This is a genomic window from Veillonella sp. VA141, assembly GCF_003992175.1.
In the GTDB taxonomy this organism is placed as follows: domain Bacteria; phylum Bacillota; class Negativicutes; order Veillonellales; family Veillonellaceae; genus F0422.
The window spans coordinates 70,337-82,130 of the sequence record NZ_RQVM01000007.1 but is presented as its reverse complement, the minus strand read 5'-3'; the positions used below and the strand labels follow the sequence as shown (position 1 = coordinate 82,130).

At 39.2% G+C, this 11,794-nt stretch carries 11 protein-coding genes; 8 read left to right on the top strand and 3 right to left on the bottom strand.

The window, feature by feature from the left end; translation table 11 throughout:
- The first annotated feature begins 376 nt into the window (after window positions 1–376).
- The 4 genes from EO112_RS07945 to EO112_RS07930 all read left to right on the top strand — a co-directional run bounded on the left by EO112_RS07945 (window position 377) and on the right by EO112_RS07930 (window position 5,399).
- A complete protein-coding gene (locus EO112_RS07945) occupies window positions 377–1,498 on the top strand; it encodes an Ldh family oxidoreductase (protein ID WP_127011035.1) in 1,122 nt (373 codons plus the stop codon).
- Window positions 1,499–1,715: 217 nt separating this feature from the next.
- Entirely contained in the window at window positions 1,716–3,350 is a 1,635-nt protein-coding gene (locus EO112_RS07940) for an L-lactate permease (RefSeq protein WP_370106775.1), read from the top strand.
- Between the two features lie 317 nt (window positions 3,351–3,667).
- A complete protein-coding gene (locus EO112_RS07935; protein ID WP_127061740.1) occupies window positions 3,668–4,339 on the top strand; it encodes a PepSY domain-containing protein in 672 nt (223 codons plus the stop codon).
- Window positions 4,340–4,670: 331 nt separating this feature from the next.
- The gene (locus EO112_RS07930; RefSeq protein ID WP_164723978.1) at window positions 4,671–5,399 is read left to right on the top strand and encodes a PepSY domain-containing protein; all 729 of its coding nucleotides are present in this window, start codon (window positions 4,671–4,673) and stop codon (window positions 5,397–5,399) included.
- Window positions 5,400–5,561: 162 nt separating this feature from the next.
- On the opposite strand, the gene EO112_RS07925 is transcribed toward EO112_RS07930, so the two are convergent.
- Genes EO112_RS07925 through EO112_RS07915 form a run of 3 tightly spaced genes read right to left on the bottom strand, consistent with a single transcriptional unit; the run spans window position 5,562 to window position 7,287 of the window.
- Window positions 5,562–5,792 carry a hypothetical protein gene (locus tag EO112_RS07925; RefSeq protein WP_126937765.1) on the bottom strand — a complete coding sequence of 77 codons (231 nt, stop codon included), beginning with the start codon at window positions 5,790–5,792 and terminating at the stop codon, window positions 5,562–5,564.
- The gene (locus EO112_RS07920) at window positions 5,789–6,505 is read right to left on the bottom strand and encodes a metallophosphoesterase (RefSeq protein ID WP_127163817.1); all 717 of its coding nucleotides are present in this window, start codon (window positions 6,503–6,505) and stop codon (window positions 5,789–5,791) included. The genes EO112_RS07925 and EO112_RS07920 overlap by 4 nt, the downstream gene beginning before the upstream one ends.
- Window positions 6,505–7,287 carry a DUF4931 domain-containing protein gene (locus tag EO112_RS07915; protein ID WP_127163814.1) on the bottom strand — a complete coding sequence of 261 codons (783 nt, stop codon included), beginning with the start codon at window positions 7,285–7,287 and terminating at the stop codon, window positions 6,505–6,507. Before EO112_RS07915 ends, EO112_RS07920 begins: the two co-directional genes overlap by 1 nt.
- A gap of 89 nt (window positions 7,288–7,376) precedes the next feature.
- Here EO112_RS07915 and EO112_RS07910 point away from each other — a divergent pair, with 89 nt between their 5' ends.
- The 4 genes from EO112_RS07910 to EO112_RS07895 all read left to right on the top strand — a co-directional run bounded on the left by EO112_RS07910 (window position 7,377) and on the right by EO112_RS07895 (window position 11,782).
- The gene (locus EO112_RS07910) at window positions 7,377–7,904 is read left to right on the top strand and encodes an 8-oxo-dGTP diphosphatase (protein WP_062403579.1); all 528 of its coding nucleotides are present in this window, start codon (window positions 7,377–7,379) and stop codon (window positions 7,902–7,904) included.
- The gene (gene mutY / locus EO112_RS07905; RefSeq protein ID WP_062403581.1) at window positions 7,901–9,043 is read left to right on the top strand and encodes an A/G-specific adenine glycosylase; all 1,143 of its coding nucleotides are present in this window, start codon (window positions 7,901–7,903) and stop codon (window positions 9,041–9,043) included. The genes EO112_RS07910 and mutY overlap by 4 nt, the downstream gene beginning before the upstream one ends.
- A gap of 22 nt (window positions 9,044–9,065) precedes the next feature.
- Entirely contained in the window at window positions 9,066–10,241 is a 1,176-nt protein-coding gene (locus EO112_RS07900) for a metallophosphoesterase (RefSeq protein ID WP_072270779.1), read from the top strand.
- Between the two features lie 599 nt (window positions 10,242–10,840).
- Complete coding sequence (locus tag EO112_RS07895; RefSeq protein ID WP_062403587.1) at window positions 10,841–11,782, top strand: metal ABC transporter solute-binding protein, Zn/Mn family; 942 nt, start codon at window positions 10,841–10,843, stop codon at window positions 11,780–11,782.
- Window positions 11,783–11,794: the final 12 nt, after the last annotated feature.

The window sequence follows — 11,794 nt, the reverse complement described above, 5'->3', positions numbered from 1 at the left end:
ACTATACAATGGGTCATTATTATCGATAGATATCGATAGAGAAAAACGATAAATATAGATGCTCTTTTATGGAATTCGATATAGATGTGAATATATATGAACTTATGAGGAAGAACATAAGTGAAGCATAACTAAAAGTAATGATTGCTTTAACCTTATAAAATAGCTGTTTTTAGGTTATTTTTTAAAGGAATTAATTAAATTGTCTCTTAACTATGCATATATGATAAGAGTAAAACGCCTATAACAAGGGGATTTCTATTCCATGTGGTGTACATGTGTGCTATAATTTACGTATCAAGAGTAGTGACAATCTGTTGAGGAGTACTACAAGATGTCACAATTTATTTTATGGTTAGGGAAAGAGGTTTTAAAGATGGGAAATTTTGTTTACATCCAAGAAGAAAAACTTAACGCATTCTGTCAAGACGCATTTGAAGGATTTGGCTTCAGCCCTGAAGAAGCTAGCATCATTAAAGACGTATTGATGATGTCCGACATGTACGGTATTCAATCCCATGGTATGCAACGTGTAGTTCGTTATCATAAAGGTATTGAAAAAGGTCTTATCGATATTAAAGCAAAACCAGAAGTAGTATTCGAAACTCCAGTATCTGCAGTTATCGAAGGCCATGACGCAATGGGTCAATTAGTTGGTCATTTCGCTATGGAATTAGCAATTAAAAAAGCTAAAGAATCCGGTATCGGTATCGTATCTGCTCGTAACTCTAACCACTATGGTATCGCTGGTTACTATGCTGATCTTGCTTTAAAAGAAGGCTTAATTGGTTTCTCTTGCACTAACTCCGAAGCAATCATGGTTCCTACATTTGCTCGTAAAGCAATGCTTGGTTCCAACCCAATCGCTTTCACAATGCCAGCTGAACCATACAACTTCTTCTTCGACGCATCTACTACAGTAGTAACTCGTGGTAAATTAGAAATGTACAACAAATTGGGTAAAGAATTACCTAACGGTTGGGCATTAAATAAAGACGGTAAAGCATCTCAAGATGCTGGCGAAGTATTGGGCAACATCTCCGACCACGTTGGTGGCGGTATCATGCCTTTAGGTGGCAATACTGAACAATTAGGTTCCCATAAAGGTTATGGTTACGGTATGCTTTGCGAAATCTTCGCATCTATCTTCTCTCAAGGTGGTACATCCAATAAATGTATGACTGGTGGCCGTTCCAATATTTGTCATGGTTTCATGGCTATTAACCCAGCTATCTTCGGTAACCCAGAAGATGTTAAAAAACACTTCTCCACATTCTTACAAGAACTTCGTGAAGCTCCTAAAGCTGAAGGTGCTGAACGCATCTACACTCATGGTGAAAAAGAAGCAGAAGCTATCGAAGTTTGCCGTAAAGAAGGTGTGCCAGTTATCGACAAAACTGTGGCAGAATTGTTCGACGTATGTAACTTGTTGAAATTGGATCCTAAAAAATACTTCGGCGACTATGAACCACCTAAAGCAGTTGCTTCCAACTACTAATTTGCAGTTCAATAGCTGACAATTACAAATCTTTATCGATGCAGAATCAGTAGTTTTGTATCCCTAAGGAATACTTCTTAGAGACTGGTAACAGTCAACATCTTTGAACATATGAGAGAGGGAATCTGTGGATTTCCTCTCTTTTTGTTTATACCACACTGTGGCGTATGCTAGAATTGAATTACAGTGATTCACACTATAGAAAGGGATTGTTAATATGGATATATTTTTAGCAGTCTTGCCGATCCTATGGCTTATCGTAGCATTGGCAGTATTAAAAATGCCTGCATGGAAAGCATGTTTGGCAGCAGCAATTGGTACATATATTTTAGCTGTATTCTACTATGGAGAAAATGCATATATTATGTACACAGGAGCTATGGAAGGTGTAGCTCTTGCAGTTTGGCCAATTCTTTTGGTTATTACAGCAGCAATTTTTACATATCAATTAGTAGTTCATACAAAAGCTATGGAAACTATTAAAGTTATGTTATCTTCCGTAACTAGTGATATGCGTATCTTAGCCGTATTGTTAGCATGGGGCTTTGGTGCTTTCATGGAAGGTATGGCAGGTTTTGGTACAGCCGTTGCGATTCCAGCAGCGATGATGGTAGCAGTAGGATTTGATCCATTGAAATCCATCTTGGCTTGTTTAGTAGCAAACTCCGTACCAACTACATTTGGCTCTATAGCGATTCCAACAACAACATTGGCATCTTTGACTGGTCTACAACCAGCTGAATTGGGTACATTCATTGCAGTGCAATTATTCTTCTTAAACGTAATTACTCCATTCTTCATCGTAGGCATCATTGCGGGCGGTGTGAAAGCAATTAAAGGTGTATTTGTACAAACTTTATTAGCTGGTTTAGCATTGGCGATTCCTGAATTATTGATTAGCATGTATGCAGGTGGTCCTGAGTTAGCCGTTATGGGTTCTTCTATTGTAATCATGGGTGTCATCATTGCTATCGCAAAATTAATGTCTGTTAATGATCCAGAATACAAAATTGAAACTGGCGCTGCACGTACAGTATCTGCTAAAGAAGGTTTAATTGCAGCATCTCCATTCATTTTGATTTTCATCTTGTTAATTGGTACATCTAAATTGGTGCCAGCTGTATATAATGCTTTGATGGTATTTAAAACATCTGTACCTATCCATGCTGGTGTAAATGCAAAACCTTACACATTCGTTTGGATTGCGACTCCTGGTATCATGATTTTCATTTCCGCTTTAATTGGTGGTTTTATCCAAAAAGCAGGTCTTGGAACTCAAAAACAAGTATTAACTAATACTTTCAAAACTTTGAAATTAACGTATGTAACAATCATTTCTGTAGTAGTAACTGCAAAATTGATGACATACTCTGGTATGACTGGCATGATTGCGAATGCATTAGTAGCTGCTACCGGTAGTATGTACCCTGCATTTGCTCCTGTAATTGGTGCATTGGGTGCCTTCTTGACAGGTTCTGGTACAAATGCGAACGTATTGTTCGGACCATTGCAAACAGCAGCGGCTCATCAATTGACACCTGGTCATGATACATTAGCATTGTGGTTGGCAGCAACTAACTCTGGTTCCGCTGGTGTTGGTAAAATGTTCTCCCCACAAAGTATTGCGATTGCCATCGGTGCCGTAGGTCCTGCTCTTAACACATTCATCGAAGAACACAAAATCGATGCACAAAAAGCTGACCAATTACGTCATTCCATCGATGCAAGTTCCATCATGGTTCATGTAGCTAAATACTTCTTGTTATACTTAGTTATTTCTGGTATTTTTGCTTACTTCGGTCAAGAATTCTTCCCACAATTGGAAGGTATCTTAACAATGGTTAAGCACTAATTACTATCTAGCATACTAAAACAGATAAAGAGACAACATTTTGGTGTTGTCTCTTTTTGTATTTATAGCGTTTATATAATTTGAAATAGTTTTTACGATGATATATCAATATGGGGGCTCTTTGTCAAATGTGGGAATACATGTATGCAACAGGGGATAAAACTTCATCTAATATTCATTGTAACTTCATGGTCGGCTCATTCTTTTTTCATAATTGGTTCATATTCATAGGATATGATATAAACAAGTTAGAAATAACGAATATTCCTTAATTAAAAACCAAGACACGATGCATCGGGCACGTGAAGGAGGAGATTATGAAAAAAATGTTTCGTTTAGGAGCTGCTGTGATGGCTCTAGGTGCAGGACTTATGATGGCAAGTGGTGTAGCAAATGCTGCGAACACAAGTATGATGAAAAATATGCCAGCAGATCAAATGGCTAAAATTAATTCTTGGAATGGTGTAGGTAGCGTGGTGCCTAGCGTATTACCATTGAGTGATGTAGATTATAAAGGGGTAGTTACAAAATTTAAATCCTTATATCCGGATGCACAAATTGTAGGTATTTCTTATGATGGAAAACATAACCCAACTTACGAAGTAGATGGTATCGTGGATGGTTTAAAAATTGAAATGCATATCCGTGAAAATGGAGATATTTTAAATACAGAAGTAAAACCTTTGAAACAAGGTAAACATATGAAACAACAGGGTTCCATGATGTATGGTCAAGCTATGAAAGGCAACCATAGTATGTCTAAAGCTTTTGATGTAAATGATATCATTATGCCAGAAGTGGCAGAAACAAAAGCTCAGGAAAAAGTGGGCGGCACATTTGAAGCAATGGATTGGTCTGTAGAAAAAGAGCATGGACGTCTAGTCTATGAATTAGATATGATCGATGGCAGTGGTAAAGAAGCTGAAGTCAAAGTAGATGCAATGACTGGCGAAATTATCAATGTAAAAGCAAAAACTAGCAAGTACTAATTCTAGTGAAATTCTCCTTATAATTCCCTTACTTTAAATACAAATAATACACAAATATACTCCCTTACTATATAACTACAACCCTTTGAGAATACATATGCCACTAGCTCTATTGTAGAGCTAGTGGCATTGTATTTTTATAAGAAAGCAGATCTATTCATTGTGTAATAACTTGCTTAATTTGCGAATTCATATAATATTCATGCAATTTTCATGTAATATTCATTCAAAATTCATTATACATTCATATGTAGGCGGTATCATACCAATATAGAGATGCATAGATATATGCAAGAAGTATTAGCTTATTATGTTTGCGAGAGAGGTAATTATGAATTTAAAAACATGTGTAAAAGCAACAGTATTAACAATTGGATTAGCAGGAATAGTAACAGCTGGTATAGTTAATGCAGAAGATATCACAAATCCTACGACGGAAAATCCTATGGCTACGGAAGCTACCATAAATGATACAAACACGAATCAGAATAGTATTTTACCAGGTGATAGCCATACGACTTCTAGTGTTAAAAGTGAAAAACGTATTGATTACAAAGGAGCTACAAGTGCGTTCTTAACAGCCTATCCTAATGCTAATATTACAGCGGTATCCTATACTATGAAGTATATGCCTATGTATGAAGTAGAAGGGTTTGTGGATGGACAGAAGATATCTGTGAATATAACGGAGTCTGGGGAAATTATCAAACGAAAAGTGAAGACAATACAAGATGGCGATTCCTTAGAGCACATGGCTAAAGAGGGGTGGAAGCAACTTAAGAGTTTTGTGCAAGGAAAGGGGTTTTTAACGGCAGAAGAACGATTGATGAGTAAATCCTTTGATGTTAATAACGTTATCACTCCTGACCAGGCGAAAAGTGCGGTAGAAAAGGCTCTGGGAAGTGAGTTTAAGGTAGCTAGTTGGGAGCTAGAAAAAGATAAAGACTTGCTTGTGTATGATTTAGATATGGTAGATAATACAGGTAAGAAGGTTGAAGTTACAGTAAATGCTACGAATGGCGAGATTATTCGTACAGACATGAAGAAACATAAACACTAATTAAAATAGAGGAAAGCTGATTAAGTATCAACTTTCCTCTATTTTTAATACGTTAAAGGTGTGTTTTTTTGATAAGGAAAAAGCGAGGGGTTTCTTTATTTAGAAAAAAGAAACGCCACTAGTGTTCCACACGTAACTGCGCTCCTTAGGAGGAATAGCATTTTAAAATGATCGTTTGCCTAGACTAGGGTGTTTACACGGTTTTAATGTATATCGATCGATGATACGGCATGCTTCGTCTAGGGTTAGGTCTTCTTTTGTAGGCCCTTGTTCGAATATGCATCGAGGGTCGCTGGAGCCAACTTCTCCGGCTGGTAGGTATAGGTATTCTGAGTTATGAGGGTCACCAAAGATGTACCCTGCTTGTAAGTGTTCTTTGTGGATACGGCTCATGGTATCTCCTTCATTATAAAATTAGCAGCATCTGCTGAGACTAAGTGTAATTGTGTATGCCCCCAATGAGAGGGTACTTTTTGGAAGGATGCTTTGTCGTGTAAATGACCAAATACACAATGATCTACATGGTACTGTTCTAGTAGGTCCGTAAATCCATTGGCATGATTTTCTAAGGTGGGTGGATAGTGCAGTAACAGTATGCGTGTTATCTGAGAAGGGTCATCACCACTTTCAGTAATAGCCGTCTCCATAGCATCTAGAGCTGCTTTAGTACGTATTAATTCCCGTTCATAGATATGACGGTCATTTTCTTCTTTAAAGAAAGGATCTTGAGGATACATGTATCCTTTGGTACCACCAAAGGCAATACCATTTTGGTACAGACCTCTTCCTTGTAAGAAGGTGATACGTCCTTCCATAAGAGTATTCATTTTTTGCAGGCTTGTCCACCAATAATCGTGATTGCCACGAATCATAAACTTTTTCCCAGGCAGGGTTGCAATGGTATCTAGATCTACCTTTGCATCACTAAGGCGCATAGCCCAAGACATATCACCTACTAAAAAGACTAGGTCATCAGGCTCTATATGTTCTCGCCAGTGTGCTTGGATACGTTCCCAGTGGTTATCCCAGTGTGGACCGAAGATGGTCATAGGTTTTGTTGGTGGTTGCCCAGATAGGTGTAAATCGCCAATGGCAAAAACTTTCATTAAACCTCCAAAGAATTGTGTAAATATGACTGTATATGACGGATGACCTCTAAGGCGCGTGTTTCATGACACACTTGTGGAATTCCATAACCGATAAAAAGCGGTGATGTTATATAGCGTGGCACAATTTTTAGATAGTGATAACCGTCATTTATATCATAGAAAAATAGATTATAAGATTTTACATATTTAGAAAAGCCTTCTAATACATAGCGTAAGGTACGTTGTAAATACTTGGCTAATATGGATGTATCTAATTGGGGATCAAACCGCATATTAAATTCAAAGAATCCATGGATAGGTCGATTGGATAAGGTTATGCGAAGACCATCCTCTTCATAGATGGTCCATCCTTCAAAATGTTCTCTGTGAATATCTTCACGGTAATCATAGTCCTCTAGGCCAATGATTTGGCTGTGAGGGTGATAAATAGAGCCTCCAGACATGGGGCCGTAATTTTTAAAGAATAAGACAGAGGTAAAACGAGGGTCGGATTTTACTTCCCCCCATTTTATTCGCCCAAACTCTAAAATATGGACCGCATCTAAAAAGGGTAATTTAGAATATTCTGTATGCACATGAGGCGGAGTTTCGATGATAACTGTAGGCCATGTGTGTTCTAATACAGGGTATTTATTCATGAGCCAAATGATGGACCCAGATGTATCTAGTATATCGGTTAATTGCGAGGGTTCGCAAAATGGGCAGTGCCCGTCGCGATTGTGCATGCTGTTGGGCTTTGTTTGTCCCAGAGCAATATCAAAAATTAATGGTTCTTTCATAGTTCACCTCACTATTACTATAGTATCATAGGGGGCGAGGTTTATGAAAGTGTGAAACATGATATAATAAAAAAAGAATAGGAGGAACTATGAGACCTACAACATTATGTTTTCCAAAACGGGAGAATTTATTTTTATTAGGACGTAAAAAACGCGGCTTTGGAGCCGGCTATTATAATGGATTTGGTGGTAAAATTGAGGATGGTGAAAGTTTCCGTGCTTGCGCCGTGCGAGAAGTCTTCGAAGAAGTATCCTTACTGGTGAAAGAAGAGGACCTACAGGCAGTGGCGCTATTGGACTTTCAGTTTCCTTACTCACCGGAGTTGAGCCATATTAGTTATGTATATATGGTAGAACAATTTCAAGGCATTCCTTTGGAATCAGAAGAGATGGAGCCTCATTGGTTTACGTTGGAGAACACTCCCTTTGACCATATGTGGGCTGGTGATGAAGAGTGGATTCCACGGGTTTGGCGTGGCGAGAAGTTGAAAGGTATCATTACTTTCAAAGAAGATAATAGTACGATAGAATCCATGCAATTTATAACTGTAGAAAAGGTGCTAGAAAGCGACGATGTAGACCGTATGACGGCTTGGATATATGAGGGCATGAAGTGAAACAAGTAGAACAGCAAAGCCAAGTGGCATGGACGAGACATTTATTAGATTGGTATGATGTGCATAAGCGTGATTTGCCTTGGCGTGAAAGTAAAGACCCCTATCGGATTTGGGTGTCGGAAGTGATGTCTCAACAAACTCGAATTGAGGCCATGCGTCCTTATTTTGAAAACTGGGTAATACAATTTCCAACGCTTGAAAGTTTAGCTAGTGCCGAAGAAGATACGGTGGTTCGGGCATGGCAAGGTTTGGGGTATTATTCTAGGGCTCGTAATTTGCATCAAGGTGTGAAAGAAGTGGTAGAAACCTATGGGGGACAAGTACCGAGATCGCGGAAGGAAATGGAATCTTTAAAAGGCGTAGGCTCCTATACAGCTGGGGCAGTGCTCTCCATTGCGTATAACCTTCGTGAACCTGCTGTCGATGGGAATGTACTTCGTGTCTATGCTCGCCTATACAATATCCATGAAGATATTTTAGGGGTCGTAGGGAAAAAAGTGATTACTTCCTTGGTAGAGGATACTATGCCCTACGATCGACCAGGCGACTTCAACGAAGCCCTTATGGACTTTGGGGCATCTATTTGCATTCCTAAAACACCTCGTTGTGAGGCCTGTCCGTTAGTACAGGATTGTGCAGCAAAAGCAGTAGGAACAGAGCAACAGTTACCTATACGGATTAAGAAAACAAAGGTACAATCTGTCCAATTATACGTAGGGATTATTTCTACAGTAGATGGGTACTACCTATTGCATCGAAGACCCAAAGAAGGATTGCTGCAGAATATGTGGGAGTTTCCCAGCGTAGAAGGTGGCACAGCAGAGAGTCGCAAAGTAGAATTAATTGAGGGGTTACAATCCATTGGGGTTACCGTCACTATGGAACGACCTATGGCAAAGGAAGTAACCCATATTTTTAGCCATCGCAAATGGACGATGAAAGGCTACCGAGGAGAAGCTACAGAGGTGGCAATAGATTCGTCGAATACAATTATGCTAGAAGGTGATGAAGCGGTGCAACAAGCTGTAGCAGAAGGTCAGATTATTCCTCTGAAGGAGGATTGGATTCTCTGTCGTAAAGAGGCCTTTCACGTCTTACCTTGGGCAGGGCCTCATGGCAAGTTCATTGATCTTTGTTAATCTATACCGAGGAGTGATATAGATGAGAATATATATATTGATGGGAATCTTAGTACTTGGAATGGCTCTTTTTGGAACTATGACAGGATACTGGGTAACCTTATTTAGAAATAGTTCGAAACGAAAGGGCCTAATCTATGGTGGTGTACTGGGGTTAGCCCTTGCAGTAGGAACGATTGTCCTACAACGCCTTATGTACAGCATCCATGGTGGTATGATGATGGATCTAGTACGCCCGGTCCTAATCGGACTGAATGGATTAGTCGTAGCACTGTTCAGCACCTTTGCAGTATTGACGATCTTCGGTGTATTCTACGGACTTATGCGTTTAGGGGCTCGCTCTGACAGCGGAGATAGCCATATCGACGAATCACGGAGGAATTTCTTTAAACGTACTGCTGTGGTGGTACCTGCTGTAGTAGGTGTCACAGGATCAGTAGCGGCCTTTCAAGGGAATGGTGAACTGCAACTACGCAAGATACAGTTGGCTTTGAAAGATAGACCAGAGGTGTTGAAAGGATATAAAATTGGGCAACTTAGCGATGTTCATATAGGCCCTTTCATCGGCATGGACAAACTGAAAGAAATGGTAGATGCCATTGCTAGTGAACACCCGAATCGACTGGTTATCACTGGAGATTTAATCGATGATTTGGGGTATCTTGATGAAGTGGCAGATTATCTAGATAGCCGTGTACAAGATTTTCCTGATGGCATTGATTATATTTTAGGGAATCACGAATACCGCGTCGATGTAGAGCGTGTGTGGAAGCGGTTCCACCAAACGAAGATGCACATGTATCGTAACAGTCATCAACAGATATTAGGTGGACCTCGCCCTGTGTATTTAGTGGGCATGGATTACCACTTTAAAGACGATGTGCAAGAGGAAAATGTGCGCTTGTTGGACAAAGCCATGAAAGGTATGCCCGACAATGCATATCCTATCTTGTTGGCGCACCATCCGAACTATATCCCTGAAGCATTCCGTAGACATATCCCATTAACCTTATCTGGACATACCCATGGAGGACAGATTAATCTATGGGGCGTGAACCTAGTGCCGGTGTATAAGCCGTATTGGAAAGGACTCTACGAAGAACAAGGATTATTTGCCTATGTAAGCCGAGGGTCGGGACATTGGTTCCCTGTGCGGTTGAACTGTGCTAGAGAAGTGACCGTGTTTACTGTTTTATAAAGATCTGGATATCTTATTTATGTTGTAAAATTGATTAGTTAATATTTTGCAATACGTAAAATTTTGTTATACTATAGATGTTACCTCCCCAATACTGGTGACAGGAAGGGGGTGCACCGATGGATTTGTTAATCAACGTAACAGTCTCTGTTGTGGCAGGGGTAATTAGTTATTATCTTTGCAAATGGCTAGACAAGAGATTTAAAGGTAACTAGCCTCATATAGAGGTCGCTCTCTATAAAAAGCAGAACCCCCACAGCTGGAACTGTGGGGGTTCGTTGTCCCGATGGACTTAATCAACGTTTATATCCATAGTATATCACACCTATAGAAGCTTGTCATCTATATGATAGGAATTTAGGTGCAATAAAAAAGTTGAAAATAATATATTTACATCCAAATAAACAATACCCATTATCATAAATATAAATGATAATAAAGGTAATAGCTAATTCTTTCGATCTTTGAAAGATATAATTAAAAATTTATATTGAGAAATAGTATCAGTTGTGATATAGTATAGCTAAGTAAGACTCATGGAATTTTTAATTTAGGGATAGTACGGGACATCCCACATGTTTAGTAAGGGAGGAAAGACCATGAAAGAATTTAAATTATGGCGGTTGTTCATTGTGTTTGCCGTTTGTATTATGGCTATTGCAGGCTGTGGAAAGCAAGCGGATACGGTACAAGATAGTAAGCCATTACAAGTGGTAACTACTACAACAATGATTACAGATTTAGTACAAAAAATTGGTGGTGACCATGTAACAGTACAAGGATTGATGGGGGCTGGGGTAGACCCACATTTATACCAAGCTAGTGCAGGTGATGTATCTACTTTACAAAAAGGCGATATAATCTTCTTGAATGGTATCCATTTAGAAGGTAAAATGGGCCAAGTATTCCAAGAATTAAAAAAATCCAACAAAACAGTAGTGGAAGTGTCTAAAGATATGGATCCATCCACATTGTTAGCTTTTGAAGAAGAAGGTCCAGATGCAAAAGACCCTCATATTTGGTTCGATGTACAAAACTGGAAATTAGCAGCCAAAGTAGTAAAAGACACATTAGTAGCAAAAGATCCAAAACATGAAAAAGACTATGTGGCTAATTACGAAGCATACATGAAAGAATTAGATGCAGCCGATCAATATATTAAGGATAGAACGAAAGAAATTCCTGAACAATCTCGTGTATTAGTCACTGCTCATGATGCATTCCATTACTTTGCTCGTGCTTATGGCTTTGAAGTAAAAGGCTTGCAAGGTGTGAGCACAGCTACAGAAGCGGGCACAAAAGATATGAACGACTTAGTACAATTTATTGTAGACCACAAAATCAAAGCTATCTTCGTAGAATCTTCTGTTCCTCATAAAACAATCGAAGCTGTACAAGAAGCATGTAAAGCTAAAGGTTGGGACGTAGCTATCGGCGGTGAATTATACTCCGACTCCTTAGGTTCTCCTAACACAGAAGGCGGCACTTACATTGGCATGGTCAAAGCCAACATCGATACCATTGTAGGCGCTCTTAAATGATGAGTGACAGCA